The organism is Pseudomonas sp. TE3786 (assembly GCF_054057335.1).
The window spans coordinates 38,613-57,859 of record NZ_JBSRZF010000017.1; the positions used below are offsets into that span (position 1 = coordinate 38,613).

The window sequence follows — 19,247 nt, forward strand, 5'->3', positions numbered from 1 at the left end:
CCATCTGCAAGGACGCACGGTATGACTGCTCCCTCAAAACGTCTCGAACGCGCGCTGATCAGCGGCACGCTGTTGCTGCTGCTGTGGCTGCCGTTGCCGATTGGCAGCAACCGCGACTGGTCAATGGGGCTGCTGGTGCTGCTCTGCGGCGGCCTGGGCGTCGGCTGGGCGGTAAATGCCCTGCGGCGCAACCGCGACCTCGGCCCCACCCTGCGCCCGGCGCTGCCGATGCTTGGCCTGCTGCTGCTCAGCCAGGCGTGGGTGCTGGTGCAATGGCTGGCCGGCCTGACCGTGGATGCCGCCGCCACTTTTCAATATTTGCTGCTGGGCGTGGCCTATAGCCTGCTGTTTCTACTGGTGGTGGATCTGTTTCGGACGCGCAAACGCCTGAGCCTGCTGCTCGCCGTTCTGGTGGCGAGCGGCACCTTTCAGGCGTTTTTCGGCACCGTGATGACCCTGTCCGGAATCGAGGGGTTGTTGCTGGGCAGCAAGACCAGCTACCTGGGGGATGCCACAGGCACCTTTATCAACCGCAACCATCTGGCCGGCTACCTGGAGCTGACCCTGGCCGCAGGTGTCGGCCTGTTGCTGGCGCTGCGGGATGAGCGGACGTTCCGTTGGGTGAATATGCTGGAGACCCTACTGGGCCCCAAAGGGCGCCTGCGCCTGGCATTGGCGCTGATGACCGTGGCCCTGCTGATGAGCCATTCGCACCTGGGCAATGCGGCGTTTTTCACCAGCCTGTTGCTGGTGGGCGGGGTGTATATGTTGATCGACAAAGAGCAGCGGCTGCGCAATGGGCTGCTCTTCGCAGGTCTGCTGCTGATCGACCTGCTGATCGTCAGTCAGTACTTCGGCGTGGACCAGGTGGTGGACCGCATCGCCAGCACCCCAGAGCCGGCCGCAGTGGTCGCGACCGTTCAGGGCAGCAGCGACCTGCGGGGCGACGTCTACCAGGCGGCCCTGCCTCTGGCCAAAGAGCAGCTGCTGACGGGCCATGGCGCCGGCACCTTTGAAGTGCTATTCGGCAAGTTTGCCGGGCCGCAGATCAACCTGCACTTCGAGCATGCCCACAACGACTACCTGCAGTTTCTGATCGAATACGGCGTGCTTGGCAGCGTGCCCCTGTTGCTGTTCGTGCTGTTCGGCCTGTACCACGCCCAGCGTGCCATGTGGCAGCGTGAATCAACCTACCGCTCCGGGGTGGGTTTCGGGGCGAGCATCGGCATCATTGCCTTGCTGATTCATGCGCTGGCCGACTTCAACCTGCAGATCCCCGCCAACGCCGCCACCTATGTGGTGATCTGCGCCCTTGGCGTGCTCGGCAATCATCACCACCGTGAGCGACGCTCCCGAGCGCAGGCCTGATCAGCTATCGGCCAGGCGGCTGAGCACCTGACGTCGCCACACCTGGGCGGCGAGCAGGCCAATCACGATGCCGGCCAGGTTGGCCGCCAGGTGAATGAATGACAGGGTCTGCTGCGGCAACAGGCCCTGCGCCAGCTCGAGAAACAGGGCCAGCGCGACGGCGTAGATAAAGGTCCAGAACATCAGGGTTCGCGGAAAAGCGAGGCGGGCGCAGAACACCAACAAGGCGAAAGCGGCGGTATGGTGGGGCCAGTGTTCCTCTATCGCCACGGGCAACCAGTCAAAGCCCAACCCATCGATAACAATCACCGCCGCAAGAGCGATGAACAGCCCAATCAATATAAAGCGACTCATTGCCTGTCCTGTGCGTGCTGGGGCTGCCTGCTTTACTGCGGCCTGCCCGAGTTTATTGTCCTAGTTCACTTTGGCGGGCCTTGATCTTGAAAAGCTCGCGTTTTGGCAGGGCAAATAACATGCGTCCGTGATGGCGATTCAATAGCATGTAGATGCCCGTGCACACCAACAAATTGACCACTGTCAGTGCCAGCAGTGCAATCAATACGCCAGCATCTGCATATTCACTTGGAATATTCAATGGAAGAATCAATTGCGCAGCTACGTCGATAAAGAAGTGATGCAACACATATATAGGCAGGGTGTAACGACCCAATGTTTGCAGCAGATTCAATTGGAAGTGTTTGGTCAGTAAACCGATAAAATCCAGAGCCGCCACTACCAGGCAGCAGGAAATCAGAAACTTGACCCCTGGTACATCGATGGCGTCATGGCGTAATGCCAACTCGCCAAGTGCCAGAAAGGCTACACAGGCCGCGACAAATCGCAGCAGGTGAAAGCGTTCGATAATTTGTTCGATATAAGGCTTGCCATAGCAACCGATAGTAAAGAACACCGCATTACTGGCAATGCTGCGCAAACTCCAATCTTCCATGGGCACAAGTTGCTTGGCCATTATCGACAGCAGCGCCATAAAGGTGAAGGTCAACAGCACTTGCTGATTGCCCAATTTGCACACACTGAAGAACAGCACCAGGGCGTACAGGTACCAGATGGCGGTGTTGCCGACCACCACGTCACGGGCGAAGGCCTCGATGGTGAAGGGGAAGGCTTCGGAGCCGTGGACGAAATCCGGGTTGAAATGGGAGATCAGGAAAGCGCGGAAGCACCAGTCCATCACCACCCACAACATATACAACCAGAGAAAGGTAGCGACCCGTGGTTGAAATATTTCCCGCCAACTGCGTTTGAATACCGCGCTATTGGCGAGGAAGCCGGAGATAAGAAAAAAGAGTGGCATGCGCATGGTGCCAAGACCGGTAATAAAGACTTGCAGAACTTTGAAGCTGGTGGTGTCGGCGAATTGTGGGCACTTGGCCAGGAAGTACATGGAAGTGTGATAAATCACTACCAAAATAATGCATATTCCTTTAGCCGCATCCAGGCATTCGCTTCTAGAGGAAGTTTTTTGGGAGTCCATAGTTGTCCTTGAAATAGCACTTTCGCTGGTGCTGACGGAGCCTGCAGCCTCGGCAGGCGTCCGAAAACGATTATGGGCATCGACGTCAACACCTTTCAGACGCTGGGTTGGCCGGGTTCTCATATGCATACTCCCACGCGCAGGGGTTAATGCCATCTGGCCATATACGTTGAGGTATTTTGGCGCAGTGACATAGAGCGACATATCAAACGATAGTTCAGCCGTTTTGAGTTCCAGCTACGGTTTTTTGTTTGTTTGTGGAATTCAGCATGAAAGCGCGTACATGCTTTTGTGCAGGGGTTTCGAAATAGTGGTAGCTGAGCAGGCAAAGAGGAATGAGCAGAGCAAAGAACATAATCATCGACAGCGGATTGTAGAAGAAACTATTGGCGATACCCATATAGCGGCTTACTTCAAATACCACTAATTGCAAGGGGAAGTGCAACAGATAGGAGGAGTAGGTGAGGTTGCCGACCATGGCGAAACGCCGGCCCAAGTGGCCACGCCAGGTCTCCGTTAGCGCCAGGCTGAGGATGGTCAAGGGGAAGAGCAGGGCCACCGGAATAAAACGGGTGGCAGCATGGATGGCCTGGGGGATAAGGCCGTGCAGGCGACTCGGCAGCAGCGTTTCCAGCAGCACCTGGACATGGCTCCATAACCAACCGGTTTTCACTTCCAGCAGCGTTGCCAGCCAGAGCGCGCCGGTCAGCCCGAGGATTATGGGCAGGGCTTTGCTGAGCAGGCCCTGGTGGCACAGGTAGCGGTAGAAACGGAAGATCGCGCCACCGAGAAAGAAGGAAAAGATCCCGCGGCCGAGAATCGGCGATACCGCCAGCACCGCCAGGCCGACCGCGATCATCAGCAGCACCGCCTGCAGGCGCAGACGGAACAGCAGACAGACCACAAAGAACAGCACATACATCAGCACTTCCACCGACACCGACCACACCGGGCCATTGAACGACGGCCCCTGTTCCAGACCCCAGCTGGACGCCATAAACAGGTTGAGCACGGCATGGTAGGCATCGTTGAACGGCACCACGAAGTAGTCGCCAGTGCTGGCCATCACCCATTTCTGCGCGATCAGCACGAATATGAAGGTGGCGAAATGCAGCGGGTAGAGCCGCGAGAAGCGCAGGGCAAAGAACTGCCAGGCGCTGACCCGCCGCTCGGCAATCTGCTCGGCGTACAGCCAGAAGAAAATGAACCCCGACAGTGAGAAGAAGAAGTCCACCGCCAGCCAGCCGGTGTGGTACAGCAGGAAGAACACCGAGTAGAACGGCTGCGCCTGCATGTCATAGGGCATAAAGGTACTGCCGGCATAGAAGAAGTGCTGCCAATGCCAGAACACCACGGCAAGCGCCGCCAGACCTCGGATAAGGTCCAGGGAGTAGAAACGGTTGGGGATCGACGCTGTCATGGCGGGCTCGCGGATTGTTCGCTCGGAGGTAGATGGGCCACTTCGTCCCCTGTTTGCAGGGGCAGGGCGCTCGGGTAGGCAGGCGGTAACTGATTGAAAACCTGACGGAACATTGGGACTAACAAATCGCCGCCGCGTTCACTGAGATGATCGTCGTCGATATACACCGGCTGGCCCTGCACATCCCCTTCGCAGCGGCCATCCCGGCACAGGTAGGGCAGGGGATCGAGAACCTTCACCCCGCAGCGCGCGGCGGCCAGGTCCTGGGTTTCCCAGACAAAGGCGTTGCGCGCCTGGTACTCCGCCATGGAAATCGACACCTCGATGCGTTTGCCCTGCATCAGGGCGCGGCCCATGGTCTTCGGCACGTCCAGCTTCAACTCGGGAATCGGCCGCAGCATATACACCGGCCGATTTCTGGCGAACTCGCAGGCCGAGGCGATGATGCCTTCACGCATTTCCCTGAGGTATTCCGGGGTGCGCGAAGCAAACGGCTTGTCGAAGTACAGATAGGGCAGGGCCATTTCGGCACCACGTTCCGGCTCGTTGGGGCCCAGCACATAGAGCGACGTGCGGTTGATGATGATCAGCGGCACCTTGCCCAGCTTGGGGTCATCGATACTGCGCTCGGCCTGGCTCTCCACGAAGTCGCCGCAGCGGTAGGTGAGCTGATCGGAAGCCTTGACCTTGGCAATGGTCGGGCAGTTGCTCATGGTCCAATCCAGCACATATTGCTGAGGGCCGGGCAGCGACCGTTCGACGGCGCGAATCAGCGCAGCGGCGTGGCTGTCACCGACCACGATGGCACCCAACTGGTCACCGCCATAGGTGCATTCCGGCACCTTGGAAAACTCATTGGCCAGGCATTCGGCCTTGCGCGGATTTTGGTTTTCCGCCTCGGCAAACACCGCATCGATCTGCCCTGGCAGACGCCCCGGTACCCCGTGCTGCACCAGAATCACCAGGCTTGGCACCATTACCACTAACAGACTGGCGGCAATCGCCAGGGTGGTGTGAGCTTTGGGCAGGCGGGTGAGGCCTTTGCGCGCCGGGGTTTCGATAAAGCGGAACGACAACGCCCCGAGCAGCAGGGTCAGCAGCAGCGCTATGGCGATTGCCACAGGTGACTGCTGGCGCTGGATATACACCAGGCTGACCACCAGCGGCCAATGCCACAGGTACAGCGAATACGAGCAGTCGCCTAGCCACTGGGTTACCCGGCCGCCGGTCCACAGCGAGCCCTGGCGTGCAGCCAGCAATACCAGCAGGGTGCCGCTCACCGGGATCAGGGCGCGCCAGCCCGGCCACAGGCTGCTGGCATCGAACAGCAGAATCGAGGCGATCAGCAGGGCAAAGCCCAGGGTCTCGACCAGCCGTTGCCACAAGGCGCTCAGGCGAAACTGGTTGGCCGTCAGATACAGCAGGCCGCCGGCGAGCATTTCCCAGGCGCGGGTGGGCAACAGGTAAAAGGCTGCCGAGGTCTTGATCGGGGTGAAGAACAGACACAGTGCCAACGACAGCAGCAGGCCCAGACCTACTGCCAGGGCCTGCGTGGGGCGCCCCGGTCTGATCTTCCATACCGCCAGCAGCACCAGCGGCAGAATCAGGTAGAACTGCCACTCCACCGACAACGACCAGGTGTGCAGCAACAGCTTGTCGTGGGAGGCCACATCGAAGTAACCATCCTCGCTCCAGAACACCATGTTGGAGATAAACGACAGCGCACTCAGCGCATGGCGGCCGAGCATGCGGTACTCGGTGGCCGGCAGAAAGTGCCAGCCCGCCATCAGCAGCACCGCGCACAACACCAGCAGGGCTGGAATGATGCGCCGCGCACGCGACAGGTAGAAATCGAAAACCGAAAACCCTTGGTGGCCGGCGCTTTGCTTCTCCAGACTGGAAATGATGATGCCGGTCATCAGGAAGCCGGAAATCACGAAGAACACGTCTACCCCAACGAATCCCCCGGTAAAGCCGCTAACCCCAAAGTGATAAAGCACAACTGAAACGACGGCCCAGGCTCTGAGGCCATTTATGTCCGTTCTGAAGCCCTTGCTGGTGCTGGTCATTTTTATGCCTGTTGAGACCACGCTCTTCAGTTCGGTGGCCGCTTGGACGGTAAATAGGGATTGGTGTCGTGATCGACACCTCGGCGCGCGTTATTGCGCGTAGATCTATGAACATCGGCCGAAGAATTCGGCCGAGTTATTTATCGCAGGTTTGCTGTCAAGCCAGAGTGGCTCAGAAGACCTTGGTGGCTGTTTTGGCCAGATGTTCCTGTGTGCCGGAAGTGGCTGCACCCGGGCCCGCAGCTGGATGTTGGCTGAACATCTGCCGGAACAGCGGCACCAGCAGATCGCTGCCGCGTTCACTCAGATGATCGTCGTCGATATACACCGGTAGGCCCTGTGTATCTTCTCCTTCGCAGCGTCCGTCGCGGCACAGATAGGGCAGCGGATCGAGGATCGTCACGCCGCAGCGAGCAGCCGCCAGGTCCTGGGTTTCCCAGACAAAGGCATTCCGTTCGCGGTATTCGTCCATCGACACCGATACCTCGATGGTCTTGCCCTGCATCAGCGCCCGGCCCATGGTTTTCGGCACATCGAATTTGAGCTCCGGAATCGGTCGCAGCATGTACACCGGCCGATCTTTGGCGAATTCGCAGGCCGAGGCGATGATGCCCTCACGTATTTCACTCAGGTATTGCGCCGAGCGTGAATCGTACGGCTCGTTGAAATACAGCGAAGGTACATCCCGCTGGCGAACGCGCTCTGGTTCATTCGGGCCAAACACATACAGCGAGGTGCGGTTGATGATGATCAGCGGTGCCTTGCCCAGTGTGGAGTCGTGGCTGCTGGTTTGTTCTTTGCTGCGGATGTAGTCGCCGCAACTGAACGTCAGCTGGTTGGTGGATTTCACCCCGGCGATAGTCGGGCAGTTGGCCATGGTCCAGTCCAGCACATGCAGTTGCGGCCCCGGCAACGAGCGTTCGACGGCGCGGACCACTGCTGCGGCGTGGCTATCTCCCAGGACAATGACGCCCAGATCCTTACCGCCATAGGTGCACTCAGGCACTTTCGCAAAACCGTTGGTGAGGCACTCGTCTTTGCGCGGATTCTGGTTGTCGGCTTCGGCAAAGATCGCGTCGATCTGGCCTGACAGACGTCCCGGAATACCGTGCTCGCGCAGAATGGTCACGCTGGGTGCAATCACCAGAACCAGGCTGGTGGCGAGGGTCAGCGAGGTAATCGGTTTGCGCATGCCGGTCAGCACATTGCGCGTCGGTTTTTCGATGAACTCGTAAGACAAACCGCCGAGCACCAGGGTCAACGCCAAGCCGGCAGCGATGGCGGCTGGGGAATCCTGCAATTGCAGATAGCCCAGGCAGACCACCAACGGCCAGTGCCAGAGGTACAGCGAGTACGAACAGTCGCCCAGCCACTGCGTCACGCGGGTAGAGGTCCACAGCGAATCCTGTCTGGCGGCGAGCAGGATCAGCATGGTGCCCGTTACCGGAACCATTGCCCGCCAACCCGGCCACATGCTGTACGCATCGAACAGCACCACCGAGGCAATCACCAAGGCAAAACCTGCGCCCTCCGCCAGCCGTTGGCGCACCGCCGAAAGGGCGAACTGGCCGGCCACCAGGTACATCAGGCCACCGGCAAACATCTCCCAGGCGCGTGTTGGCAGCAGGTAGAAAGACGCCGAGGTCTTGATCGGTGTGAGGGACAGACACAAGCCCAGCGACAGCACCAGCCCCAGCGAGGTCACCACATACTGGGCCGGGCGACCGGGCCTGATTTTCCACACCGCCAGCAGCACCAGCGGCAGCAGCAGATAGAACTGCCATTCCACCGACAACGACCAGGTATGCAGCAACAGCTTGTCGTGGGAAGCGGCGTCGAAATAACCGTCCTCACGCCAGAAAATCATATTGGAAACGAACGACAGCGAGCTGGTGACATGCCGGCCGAGCATGAGGTATTCCGTCGCCGGCAAAAACTTCCAGCCCAGCGCCAACAGCACGGCGCACAACACCGCCAGGGCAGGAATGATGCGCCGCGCCCGTGACAGGTAGAAATCGAAGATCGAAAACGCTTTTTGCGTGGTCTGTTGCTTTTCCAGGGAGGAGACAATGATCCCCGTCATCAGGAAACCTGAGATGACGAAGAAGATATCGACGCCGACAAATCCCCCGTAAAACCCACCAACCCCAAAGTGGTACAGCACCACCGAAACTACGGCCCAGGCCCGAAGGCCATTAATGTCCGTTCGGAAACCCTTCCTAGCATTGCTCATATAGCGTCTCGTACCGGCCACTCTTCTATGGGGTGGCTCATGGACTTTTACGCAAGAAAGCAGGTGCCGTACCAGGTACGTGCGCGCTTCCTTGCGCCTCGTTCTTCAGTGTTCCGAAGGTGCTTCAGGGTGATCTATTTGCCTTTCAGGTACAACTCCTCGAAGCAGAAATTGGTGGCTTCCACATAGCCTTCGGCGCTGCCGCAGTCGAAGCGTTTGCCCTTGAATTTATACGCCAGTACGCAGCCCGCTTTGGCTTGTTTGAGCAGGGCATCGGTGATCTGGATTTCGCCGTTCTTGCCGGGCTCGGTGTCGGCGATCAAACCGAAGATATCCGGAGTGAGAATGTAGCGGCCAATGATCGCCAGGTTCGACGGCGCGTCTTCAGGCTTGGGTTTTTCCACCATGCTGTGCACGCGGTACAGATCGTCCCGGATCAGCTCGCCGGAAATCACCCCGTACTTACTGGTCTGGTCCGCCGGTACTTCCATGATCGCCACGATCGAGCAGCGGAACTGGTTGTACAGCTTGATCATCTGGGTCAGCACGCTGTCGCCATCGAGGTTGATGCACAGGTCATCGGCCAGCACCACGGCAAAGGCTTCATCGCCAATCAGCGGTTGGCCGCAGAGGATCGCGTGGCCCAGGCCATTCATGGCCACCTGACGGGTGTAGGAGAAGGTGCAGCCATCGATCAGTTCACGGGTGCCTTTAAGAAAGTGTTCTTTGTCGGTGCCGCGAATCTGGTGCTCCAGCTCGTAGCTGATATCGAAATGGTCTTCCAGAGCACGCTTGCCACGGCCGGTGACGATGGCCATATGTTGCAGCCCGGCATCGCGGGCTTCTTCAACGCCGTACTGAATCAGCGGCTTGTTGACGATGGGCAGCATTTCCTTGGGCATGGCCTTGGTGGCCGGGAGAAAGCGGGTGCCGTAACCGGCAGCAGGGAACAGGCATTTGCGGATCATAAAAAAGCTCCTGAAACGGATGGCAAAATCCGGGTAGGAGCGGCTCGCCGCGGTGCTTTGCAAGGGCAAGAGCATCGCGGCTGAAGCCGCTCCTACGGATCGAGTGCGGCGAAGTTATTGCCCATACCCCTGGGGATTGGCCGATTGCCAACGCCAGGTGTCGCTCATCATTGCGTGCAGATCGCGCTCGGCTTTCCAGCCCAGCTCGCTAGCGGCCTTGGCCGGGTCGGCCCAGCATTCGGCGATATCCCCGGGGCGCCGTGGCACCAGTTGATAGGGCACCGGCTGGCCGCTGGCTTGTTCGAAGGCGTGGATCATTTGCAGCACGCTGTAACCCTGGCCCGTGCCGAGGTTCCAGATCTTCACCCCGCCGTTGGCGGCGATGGCCTGCAAGGCTTTGAGGTGGCCGTCGGCCAGGTCCTCGACATGGATGTAATCACGCACCCCGGTGCCATCGACGGTGCTGTAGTCGTTGCCGAATACCGACAGCTGCTTGAGCTTGCCGATGGCCACCTGACTGATATAGGGCAGCAGGTTGTTGGGAATGCCGTTCGGGTCTTCACCGATCAGGCCACTGCTGTGGGCACCCACCGGATTGAAGTAGCGCAGCAGGGCGATGCTCCAGCGCGGTTCGGAATGGGCCAGGTCCTGCAGCAGCTGCTCCACCATCAGCTTGGAACGACCATAGGGATTGGTCGGTGTGCCGGTGGGGAAGTCTTCGCGGATCGGCATTTGCGTCGGCTCGCCATACACGGTGGCGGACGAGCTGAACACCAGCCGGTACACGCCGGCCTGGGCCATGGCCTGGCACAGGGTAACGCTGCCGGCGACATTGTTTTCGTAGTAGGCCAGCGGCTTGGCCACGCTTTCGCCGACCGCTTTCAGGCCGGCGAAATGCAGCACTGCGCTGATCGGCCGTGAGGCGAACAGCTCATCGAGCAGCACCCGATCACGGATATCGCCCTGGATGAATTCCGCCTGCTTGCCGCAGATTTTTGCCACCCGCTGCAACGACTCCGGCGAGCTGTTGCAGAGGTTGTCCAGCACCACCACCTGATAGCCTGCTTCGAGCAGTGCCAGGGTGGTGTGCGAGCCGATATAGCCGGCACCGCCGGTGACCAGAATGGTTTCGCTCATGGGGCATCCCGCCTGTACTTAGCGCCACTCATCCGGGCAGCTGGTTTTCCAGTCAGCGAAGGCGGTGGCCAGGCTGTATTGGTAGGGGTAGCCGTTTTCCACGAGGAAATGTGGCAGTACATTGTTCGAGCGCACCAGCTTGCGAATGCGCACCGGGCTGAACGGGTGCTTGATGCCCAGCGGACGGGCAATCGCGTCGATGCTGTAGGCCACGCCGAGCAGCAGCGGGTAGGGCACTGCGGGCACCTTGCGTTCGATGGCGGCGACGCTGCACACGGTTTCCACGTACTCGGAAATCGACGGGCCGGGGTTCATGGTCATGTTGAACAGGGAGAAATGGCCGCCTTGTTCTTTCTGCCGCGCGAGTACCCAGAGCATTGCCGCGCACAGCTCTTTGACATAGGTGCCGGCTTTGCGCGTGGTGCGGTTGCCCATGTAGAAGAAGTAACGCTTGATCACCGCTTTCACCAGCCGGGAAACATTGCCGCCTTCGCCCGGCCCGAACACCACGCCCGGGCGCACGATCACCAGATGACGCTTGGCCTTGTCGGCAGCCAGCCAGGTCTGGTGGATTTTTTCTGCCGCCAGTTTCGAGCCGCCGTAAGCGGTTGCCGGTACCGGCAGGGTGCGTTCGTCTTTCTGCTCTTCGCTCGGCCCGTAGGGCGAGATCGAACTGGTGAAAATCAGCTCGTTGCAACCCACCAGCTCGGCCCAGGCCGTGACGTTCTCGGCACCCAGCAGGTTGGTTTCGTAGTACTCGAAATCTTCATGGCCGGGCTCTCGGTGCACGGCGGCGAAGTTGGCGATCAGCGCCACGGTTTCTTCCGGCTGCCAGCTGATGGGCTGGCGCACATCACCGTTGATTTCCACGATCTGCTGGCTTTCATGCACCAGACGGGCACGGTAGGGGAAGGGTTTCTGGGTGACCTGCTCTTTGTCGAACAGGTAGACCTTGTCGTAACCACCTTGGGCAATGAGTTGCTTGGCGAAGAACACGCCAATAAAACCCGAGCCACCAAAAATCACGGCGCAGTTCATCTGTTCCATCCTTAAATTCAATGTGCGAGGAGCCGACCGCCGGCGCACAGCACCGGCGTGGCTACGGACAACCCGGGGGGATCAGGCGCGGCCGTATTTGTCTTCGAAACGCACGATGTCGTCTTCGCCCAGATACGGACCGGATTGCACTTCGATCAGTTCCAAGGGAATTACACCGGGGTTCTCCAGGGCGTGAACCTGGCCGATGGGGATATAGGTCGACTGGTTTTCAGTGACCAGGAAGGTGGTGTCGCCGTTGGTAACCTTGGCCGTGCCGCTCACCACAATCCAGTGCTCGGCGCGGTGGTGGTGCATCTGTACCGAGAGCTTGGCGCCCGGCTTCACGGTGATGCGTTTGACCTGATAGCGGTGACCATCGTCGATGGAGTCATACACACCCCAGGGGCGGTACACCTCGCGGTGGTTGATGTGCTCTTTGCGGCCACCGTCTTTCAACTGCTCGACGATTTTCTTCACGTCCTGCACGTTGTTTTTATGCGCCACCATGATCGCGTCCTTGGTTTCGACGATCACCAGATCCTCGACGCCCACCAGGGTCACCAGACGGCTGCTGGCATGCACATAGGTGTTGCTGCTGGCGTGGTGCAGTACGTCGCCCTTGAGCACGTTGCCGTGTTCGTCCTTGTCGCTGACGTCCCACAGCGCCGACCAGGAACCGATATCGCTCCAGCCTGCGTCCAGCGGCACGACCACGGCGTCGGCGGTTTTTTCCATTACTGCGTAGTCGATGGAGTCATCCGGGCACTGGGCGAATTCAGTGGCATCCACACGGGTGAAGTGCAGGTCCAGCTGGCCGCCGGCCAAGGATTTTTTGCAGGCCTCGAGAATGGCCGGCTGGAAGCGCTCCAGCTCTTCGAGGTAACGGCTGGCGCGGAACAGGAACATGCCGCTGTTCCACAGGAAGTCGCCGCTCTTGAGGTAGTCGGTGGCGGTGGCCAGGTCCGGCTTCTCAACGAACTGGGTGACGGCAAAACCACCATCGCCGGACGATGCGCCTTTCTCGATATAGCCGTAACCGGTTTCCGGGTGATCGGGGACGATGCCGAAGGTCACCAGCTTGCCGGCTTCGGCCAGCGGCATGGCGGTGCGCACGGCCGTGTGGAAGGCCTCGACGTCTTTGATCAGGTGGTCGGCAGCCAGTACCAGCAGCAGCGGGTCCTGGCCGTCGGCTACGGCTTGCAGGGCCGCCAGGGCGATAGCCGGGGCAGTGTTACGGCCCACGGGTTCGAGCAGGATATTGGACTTTTCCATATCCAGCTGGCGCAGCTGTTCGGCGGCGAGGAAGCGGTGCTGCTCGTTGCAGATCAGCCGCGGCAGGGCGATATCCAGGCCCTTCAGACGGGCAATGGTGGCCTGCAGCATCGACAGCTGGGCGTCCGCCAGTTGCAGAAATTGCTTGGGGTTGAGTTGGCGCGACAGCGGCCACAGGCGTGAGCCGGAACCGCCAGCCATGATGATAGGTAGAAGCATGGTAGACCTCCTTGTTGCAGTCATTCAGTCAGGGCTGGACGCACAGGGTTAAGAGTAGTTCGTTGTACCGCAGGGCCCGAGGCCAGCAACGCGTCGTCGACGAACGCCTGGATGCGTTGCTTGAAAATGCTTTTGTCGAAAGTGGCCGCATGCGCATGCAGGGTGGCGGGATCGAAAGTTACCGCGCCGCTTTCCACCTGCTGAATCGCCTGGATCAGCGACTCCACCGTCTGTTCCGGGAACAGGATACCGGTTTTGCCGTGAATTACCGTCTCCAGCGCACCGCCTTTGCCATAGGCAATCACCGGCGCGCCGGCGGCCATGGCTTCCACCGGCACAATGCCGAAGTCTTCCATACCCGGGAACACCAGGCCACGGCAGCGTTGCAGGAGGTCTTTGATCTCCGGGAACGGCTGGCGGCCCATCAGCTTCACATTGGGTTTGGCGATGGCTTTGAGCTTCTCGAAAATCTCACCCTCACCGACTACCACCAGCGGCAAGCCCAGCTGGTTGAACGCTTCCACCGCCAGGTCGGCCCGCTTGTAGGCGACCAGTTGACCGAGGCACAGGTAGAAGTCACCGCGTTCCTCGTTGGGGCTGAACTCGGTGGTGTTCACCGGCGGGTAGATCACTTCGGCATCACGGCGGTAGAACTTGCGAATGCGCTGGGCGACGAAGTTCGAGTTGGCGATGAACTGGTCGACGCGGTCGGCAGACAACCGGTCCCACACCCGCAGCCAGTGCGAGACGAACGGGAAGAGGGTGCGGATCAGGCGGCCGGCACCGGACAGGTACTCGTGGTACATGTCCCAGACATAGCGCATGGGCGAGTGGCAGTAGCAGATATGCACGGCATCCGGGCGGGTGACCACGCCTTTGGCCGGGCCGGATTCGCTGCTGAGGATCAGGTCGTAGGCCGACAGGTCCAACTGCTCCAGCGCCATGGGCATAAATGGCAGGTATTTCTGGTAGTGCTTCTTCGCCCCGGGCAGGCGCGAAATAAAGGTGGTGTTGATGGTGCCGGTGAAGGTGCTGGGCAAGGCTTTGCGCACCACGTCCTCGTTACACACATGGATAAAAATGTCGGCGTGCGGGAATAACTCGACAAGCGCCGAGCACACGGCTTCGCCGCCACGGTTGCTGAGCCACCAGTAATGGATGATTGCAACTTTCATTGGAACTCCCGTATTACCTGAAGAACACCGTTTGCAGAAGTTTCCCAGCTGAAGCGCGCGACATTGGCACGCCCCTTTTCTTTAAGGCTCTCGGCCAGGGCTGGGTTGGAAATGAGCTGTTCGATTTTTGCGGCGATGTCGGTGATGTCATGGGGATCGCAGTACAACGCCGAGTCAGCGCAGACCTCGGGCAAGCTGGCCGCGTTGGCGACGATTGCCGGGCAATCACAGGCTTGCGCTTCCAGCGGCGGAATACCGAACCCTTCGTAGAACGAGGGGTAGATAAAGGCCGCCGCGCCGCTGTAGTAACCAATCAGCTGCTCGTCGGACACCCGCCCGAGCAATTTGATCCGGCTATCGGATTCGATTTTTTCCACCAGCCCCGGATCGGCGAAGTTCTTGTTCAGCGAACCGACGATGTACAGCTTGTGGCTGTTCTGTTTGAGCAGGCTGAAGGCACCGATCAGGCCGTGGAAGTTCTTCTGCTGATTGAGCGATGACACTGCCAGCAAGTAGGGCTCGTGCGCTTCCTGCGGCTGCGGCTGAAACAGCTCGGACACCGCGTTGGGCACCACCACCACCTTGCTCGGTGGGGTCTTGTAGATATCGCAGATCTCACCCTTGGAGAACTCGCTGACGGTGATCACCTTCAGTGAGCTCTTGATGGTGCGCGGCGTTGCCAGCTGATAAGCGAGGCGGAACTTCCAGGAGAAGTTTTCCGGGAAACGCTCGAAGGCAATGTCATGCAGGGTGGAGATCTTGTTGCGGTAGAACAGCGGCGCGGTGTTGGCCAGATTGACCAGCAGGGGAGAGCCGTTTTTCTTCAGAAACAGCGGCAGGTCGATCTGCTCCCAGGCATGCCCGGTGCGACTGCCAATGACTTCAGCACCCAGGGCCGCGGCGGCTTCGTGCTGCACGATATTGTGCGGAGTGACGAAGCGCACCCCGGGCAGCAGCTTCTTCAGCTGCAAGCTGATTTCCAGGGAGTAGCGCTGTACACCGGTGATCGACTGCGTGAGAAAACGGGCATTTATATAGATCAATCTTCAGGTCCTTTCATACCCGGGTCTGGCATCGGTGAAACGGGCCTTGTGAAACGCCGCCTGGCCGAGCGCAGTAGTTTCACGAGGTCCGTTCAAATCTTGTTTACGTGCAGCGGATCCAGCTTGCCCGAGAGCAGATGCTTGAACGCCAGCAGGTTGCCGCGCAGGCGCCCGGGGAAGTCTTTGATGCGCACCATCAGCAGGGTTTTCACTACGTTGGCGGTGATGTTTTTCGACATCAGCAGGCTGGCCTTGCCGTAGCTCATCGAGCCTTTCTTCAGCAGGAAGATCGGGTTGGAGATCTGCGAGTAGCCAAAGCGCACGCCACTGGTACGGCCGGAGCTGGAACCCAGGTGTACGCCACGGCAGGTCGGCAGCAGAATCAGCTCGCCACGGGCGCGGGCGCGGCTGGAGTAGTCGAAGTCTTCCTGCCAGCCATACATCGGCAGGTTTTCGTCAAAGCGCATGTCGATGGCGATGGTGCCGCGGTAGCTCATATTGCAGCCGTATAGACCATCCACAGCGCGGATGGTCGGGCTGCTCGACCAATGGGCTTCGGGCGGCTTGTTGCCGGACAGGTACAGGGCGGCATCGGCTTCACTGACGCCGAACTCGCTGTTCACCCCATCGGCCAGGACGTTGCCGGTGATACCGACCACCTTCGATTGCGCGATCAGCGCTTGTGCGGCGCTTTCCAGCCAGTTGGAGGCGGGGCGGAAATCGTCGTCGTAAAAGGTCACGAACCAGTCCTTGGGCTCCAGGCCGGCCACCAGCGGCAGCAGGGCTTCGAGGCCGACGTTGCGCTGAATGGTCAGGCTGGCGCGCGACAGCAGGATGCTGGTCTGCCCGGCAGCCACCGACGGATGCGCGGCCAGGCCTTCGACGTCTTTTTCTTCACTGCCCACTATCACCACATGGGTGGCGGCCAGGGTCTGGCGTTCAAGGTAATCGAGCAAGAGATAGGTTTCTTTGCTGCGCCCTTTTGTAGCGATGACGACGAATGCTTTCATTTGACGAGCCCATCATGTTTAACGTTGAAGATGCGAGCCAGGATGCCCAGTTTCCAGCACAGAAAAATCAGGCTGACAAACACCACCAGTTCCCCTATCACCCGGGCAATGGCCATACCCATGCCGCCGTAATAGATGCCCAGTGGGACTGCACACAGCAGGCTGAGTGCGGCACCGAACAGAATGACTTTGGCCAGCAGGCCTTCCTTGTGCAGCGGAATCAGCACGTAGCTGCTGAGTACCAGGGTCACGGCGCTGATCGGGAACAGCAGCGCCATGCATTGCAGAATGCCCACGCTCTGTTCGAAGCCGGGGCCGAAGATCAGCGGCACCACCCACTTGCCCAGCAGCAGGGTGCAGAGCAGACCGCAAACGCCGATCCCTACCAGCAGCGCCATGGCCTTGCGGATCAGCGCATGGGCACCGTCGGTGTCGTTGACAAATAACGCGGTGATCCGCGGTACGAAAATCTGCCCGGCCGGGGCCATCACGCTGAGGCCGATGGCCACCAGGCGCTCGGCGGCACCGAAGGCACCTACCTGTTCCGGGGTGGACAGGATACTCAGCAGGTAAGTCGACGAGGCGACCAGCAATGCCGAAGTGCCGGTGTATAAAAACACCGTGCTGGAGGAGCGCACCAAGGCCAGCCCATCACGCAGGCTGACCCGCGCTTTGGCGATTTCCCGACGTACCAGCCAATGGGCAGCGGCCAGGGCGATGGCGCCGGAGCAGAGCAACGACAGCATCACCAGATCGGTATCGCCCTGGCCGCGCACCAGGCTGAAGATCAGCGCCAGGCTCACGGCAAAACCCAGGACTTCGAGCTTCACCGCGCTGCGTGGTCGGCTGCTGCCGGTGAAGTACCAACCGAGGTTGAACGCCGAGACGATGCCCAGGGTAACGGCAGCCATGCCGGCTACCGGATAAGCCTTGAGCACCGGCGACAGCCAGATGGCGATGGCACCGCCAATCAGGGCGATGACGCTGAGGATCAAGCGTGCGCTGAGCTGTTGGCCGAACAGGCCGGCATAACGCTCGGGCGGTGCCGTGGCAATGTCGCGCATGCCCACGGTGGCAAAGCCCCATTCGACGAAGCGCCAGGCGATGGTCATCAGCGACATGGCCGCCAGAACCACCCCGTAGCCTTCCACCCCCAACACCCGTCCATAGAACGGGATCAACAGCAGCAGATAGAGGTAGCGCAGGGTGTACGCCAGGTAGACAAAAATAAAATCAGCGCGGGACTGGCCGGTGGTTTTGCTCATCGGGGCAGTTCACCGAAGCGGTGGTGCATGGGCGGTTGAATCACGCGATATACCTTGGGGGCTTCAGGTTGCGGGGCTTTTTTCGGCGTGGTGATGATCACCGCCAGCGCCAGGCCATAGAGGAACGAGTTGAAGCTGCCGAAGTCCGGGGTGGTACTGGTCAGCAGGCCGACGATAAACGCCGGAATGTAGGCGTAGCGGCAACCGGTCATCAGCGCCCGGTTCAAGCCGCTGGCATGCGCCGGCAGCTTGCGCATCAGGGTTTGCAGGGCGAAGGCGAAGTACAGCACGCCACCCATCACGCCGGTGTTGCTGAGGATCGCCACCAGCGAGTTGGATACCCGGGTGGCACCGATGCCCACGCCCAGGCCGTAGCTGTCGATCAATGCCTGCCAGCCAACTGCGGTCCACATGCTGCGTTCTTCATAGGAACTGGTCTGCGATTTGTTCAGTACCATTTCGTTGATCTTTTCCACGACCGGGTCCAGCAGGCCCGGGGCAAACAGCACCACCAGGCCGACGCCGACCAGAGCGGTCCAGGCCACCCAGAACTCCAGGCCCAGGCCCTTGGGGGAGAGCAGGTTGGCTCGCCGCTGACTTTTGCGAATCGCCCATTCGATGATGGCCGCAAGGAAGAACACCAGCAGGCCGACGTAACCGGCAGAGGAGGTGGACAGCCAGATAAACAGAATCAGCAGCGGGATCAGTACCGGCACCACCCGCGTGCGCAACCAGCGCTCCGGGATCGCGTGGCGGAAGAAATACAGCAGGCTCAGGAACATGATGCAGCGACCGCCAAACACCGAAGCTTCGGGCATCAGGCCGACGATGCGTTTGCCGCCCATGATCTGCACTTCGGTCATCAGCGCGTAGCTGGCGGTGCGAAACGGTGACAGCACGGCGTCCATGCCAACGTATTGGCTCATATAGTCGAGAAAGCCGGTGAGCACCGCCATCACGCCGCCCAGGCACATGGCGTTGAGCGCATGTTTGCGCATCTCTTCCGAACGCAGCATGCGGGTAAAGGCGAACACCGCAAATACCGAGATGCTCAGGTACGCCAGCTGGGAGAAATTCTGCGAGGTGGGCATCAGCGGCTCACCGAAGGTCGAGAGCTCCAGGCGCACCGGAATGATGGTGATTTTGTCCATAAACAGGCGGGGCATGAAAATCGTCACGAAGATCGCCACCAGCCAGAACAGAAACAACAAGAACAGGCGCTTGGGGGAAAACGCCGCGCCAGCAAAGAACTCCATGCCGCCGGGACTGGCCACGTTGCGCAGAATGATCAGCAGCACCACCATCGGAGTGGGGGTGAGGGTCAGGCCACCGGTGATTTCCGGCGGAATAACCGCAAAGGCGCCAAACGGAATCGAGCCGAAAAACAGGTACAGCAGCACGTGCGCTCTGCCGAACAGGCCGAAGAGGGCAAGCCCCCAAAACAAGGCGATAGGTAAGGCGTCCATGGTGCTTGGGCAACGCTCGTGCAGAAGTGGGGGAAGCTCCCGACCTGGCAGGTGCCAGGACGGGATTCA

The 19,247-nt window shown here is 60.0% G+C and carries 15 protein-coding genes; 1 reads left to right on the forward strand and 14 read right to left on the reverse strand.

Translation table 11 applies throughout. The annotated features are described in order from the left end of the window. Positions 1-21 precede the first annotated feature (21 nt). On the forward strand, positions 22-1,368 hold the full coding sequence (locus tag ACVW0Y_RS18025; protein ID WP_457440092.1) for an O-antigen ligase family protein: 1,347 nt from the start codon (positions 22-24) through the stop codon (positions 1,366-1,368). Here ACVW0Y_RS18025 and ACVW0Y_RS18030 read toward each other — a convergent pair whose 3' ends face one another. The 14 genes from ACVW0Y_RS18030 to ACVW0Y_RS18095 form a co-directional block, all read right to left on the reverse strand. Continuing rightward, positions 1,369-1,722 carry a VanZ family protein gene (locus ACVW0Y_RS18030; protein ID WP_457440094.1) on the reverse strand — a complete coding sequence of 118 codons (354 nt, stop codon included), beginning with the start codon at positions 1,720-1,722 and terminating at the stop codon, positions 1,369-1,371. It lies immediately after the preceding gene. A 52-nt stretch (positions 1,723-1,774) separates the two neighbouring features. After that, positions 1,775-3,067: an acyltransferase family protein gene (locus ACVW0Y_RS18035; RefSeq protein WP_457440095.1), complete on the reverse strand. Its 1,293-nt coding sequence runs from the start codon at positions 3,065-3,067 to the stop codon at positions 1,775-1,777. 13 nt (positions 3,068-3,080) lie between these two features. Then, positions 3,081-4,283, reverse strand: coding sequence for an acyltransferase family protein (locus tag ACVW0Y_RS18040; RefSeq protein ID WP_457440097.1), 1,203 nt, complete (start codon positions 4,281-4,283; stop codon positions 3,081-3,083). Continuing rightward, entirely contained in the window at positions 4,280-6,352 is a 2,073-nt protein-coding gene (locus ACVW0Y_RS18045; RefSeq protein ID WP_457440099.1) for an acyltransferase family protein, read from the reverse strand. Before ACVW0Y_RS18045 ends, ACVW0Y_RS18040 begins: the two co-directional genes overlap by 4 nt. A 172-nt stretch (positions 6,353-6,524) precedes the next feature. Continuing rightward, positions 6,525-8,585, reverse strand: coding sequence for an acyltransferase family protein (locus ACVW0Y_RS18050; protein ID WP_457440100.1), 2,061 nt, complete (start codon positions 8,583-8,585; stop codon positions 6,525-6,527). A gap of 134 nt (positions 8,586-8,719) precedes the next feature. Beyond that, a complete protein-coding gene (galU, locus tag ACVW0Y_RS18055; protein WP_108096924.1) occupies positions 8,720-9,553 on the reverse strand; it encodes a UTP--glucose-1-phosphate uridylyltransferase GalU in 834 nt (277 codons plus the stop codon). Between the two features lie 114 nt (positions 9,554-9,667). Then, complete coding sequence (galE, locus tag ACVW0Y_RS18060) at positions 9,668-10,690, reverse strand: UDP-glucose 4-epimerase GalE (RefSeq protein WP_457440102.1); 1,023 nt, start codon at positions 10,688-10,690, stop codon at positions 9,668-9,670. Between the two features lie 18 nt (positions 10,691-10,708). After that, entirely contained in the window at positions 10,709-11,728 is a 1,020-nt protein-coding gene (locus ACVW0Y_RS18065; RefSeq protein WP_457440104.1) for an NAD-dependent epimerase/dehydratase family protein, read from the reverse strand. A gap of 81 nt (positions 11,729-11,809) precedes the next feature. Continuing rightward, positions 11,810-13,219, reverse strand: a complete 1,410-nt coding sequence (locus ACVW0Y_RS18070) for a mannose-1-phosphate guanylyltransferase/mannose-6-phosphate isomerase (RefSeq protein WP_457440106.1) — start codon at positions 13,217-13,219, stop codon at positions 11,810-11,812. 20 nt (positions 13,220-13,239) lie between these two features. Further along, positions 13,240-14,394 (reverse strand): glycosyltransferase, encoded by a 1,155-nt coding sequence (locus ACVW0Y_RS18075; RefSeq protein ID WP_457440108.1) that lies wholly within the window; start codon positions 14,392-14,394, stop codon positions 13,240-13,242. Next, entirely contained in the window at positions 14,391-15,437 is a 1,047-nt protein-coding gene (locus ACVW0Y_RS18080; protein ID WP_457440109.1) for a glycosyltransferase family 4 protein, read from the reverse strand. Before ACVW0Y_RS18080 ends, ACVW0Y_RS18075 begins: the two co-directional genes overlap by 4 nt. A gap of 92 nt (positions 15,438-15,529) precedes the next feature. Then, positions 15,530-16,447: a glycosyltransferase family 2 protein gene (locus tag ACVW0Y_RS18085; protein ID WP_457440111.1), complete on the reverse strand. Its 918-nt coding sequence runs from the start codon at positions 16,445-16,447 to the stop codon at positions 15,530-15,532. Continuing rightward, positions 16,444-17,712: an oligosaccharide flippase family protein gene (locus ACVW0Y_RS18090; protein WP_457440113.1), complete on the reverse strand. Its 1,269-nt coding sequence runs from the start codon at positions 17,710-17,712 to the stop codon at positions 16,444-16,446. Before ACVW0Y_RS18090 ends, ACVW0Y_RS18085 begins: the two co-directional genes overlap by 4 nt. Further along, positions 17,709-19,112, reverse strand: a complete 1,404-nt coding sequence (locus tag ACVW0Y_RS18095; protein WP_457440115.1) for a hypothetical protein — start codon at positions 19,110-19,112, stop codon at positions 17,709-17,711. The genes ACVW0Y_RS18090 and ACVW0Y_RS18095 overlap by 4 nt, the downstream gene beginning before the upstream one ends. Between the last annotated feature and the right edge of the window lie 135 nt (positions 19,113-19,247).

Excerpts from the sequence above, each read along its gene's own strand:
- ACVW0Y_RS18050 (WP_457440100.1), bottom strand. The coding sequence starts at position 8,585 with ATGAGCAATGCTAGGAAGGGTTTCCGAACGGACATTAATGGCCTTCGG.
- ACVW0Y_RS18040 (WP_457440097.1), bottom strand. The coding sequence starts at position 4,283 with ATGACAGCGTCGATCCCCAACCGTTTCTACTCCCTGGACCTTATCCGA.
- ACVW0Y_RS18035 (WP_457440095.1), bottom strand. The coding sequence starts at position 3,067 with ATGTCGCTCTATGTCACTGCGCCAAAATACCTCAACGTATATGGCCAG.
- ACVW0Y_RS18065 (WP_457440104.1), bottom strand. The coding sequence starts at position 11,728 with ATGAACTGCGCCGTGATTTTTGGTGGCTCGGGTTTTATTGGCGTGTTC.
- ACVW0Y_RS18090 (WP_457440113.1), bottom strand. The coding sequence starts at position 17,712 with ATGAGCAAAACCACCGGCCAGTCCCGCGCTGATTTTATTTTTGTCTAC.
- ACVW0Y_RS18045 (WP_457440099.1), bottom strand. The coding sequence starts at position 6,352 with ATGACCAGCACCAGCAAGGGCTTCAGAACGGACATAAATGGCCTCAGA.
- ACVW0Y_RS18075 (WP_457440108.1), bottom strand. The coding sequence starts at position 14,394 with ATGAAAGTTGCAATCATCCATTACTGGTGGCTCAGCAACCGTGGCGGC.
- galU (WP_108096924.1), bottom strand. The coding sequence starts at position 9,553 with ATGATCCGCAAATGCCTGTTCCCTGCTGCCGGTTACGGCACCCGCTTT.
- ACVW0Y_RS18070 (WP_457440106.1), bottom strand. The coding sequence starts at position 13,219 with ATGCTTCTACCTATCATCATGGCTGGCGGTTCCGGCTCACGCCTGTGG.
- ACVW0Y_RS18030 (WP_457440094.1), bottom strand. The coding sequence starts at position 1,722 with ATGAGTCGCTTTATATTGATTGGGCTGTTCATCGCTCTTGCGGCGGTG.
- galE (WP_457440102.1), bottom strand. The coding sequence starts at position 10,690 with ATGAGCGAAACCATTCTGGTCACCGGCGGTGCCGGCTATATCGGCTCG.
- ACVW0Y_RS18025 (WP_457440092.1), top strand. The coding sequence starts at position 22 with ATGACTGCTCCCTCAAAACGTCTCGAACGCGCGCTGATCAGCGGCACG.
- ACVW0Y_RS18085 (WP_457440111.1), bottom strand. The coding sequence starts at position 16,447 with ATGAAAGCATTCGTCGTCATCGCTACAAAAGGGCGCAGCAAAGAAACC.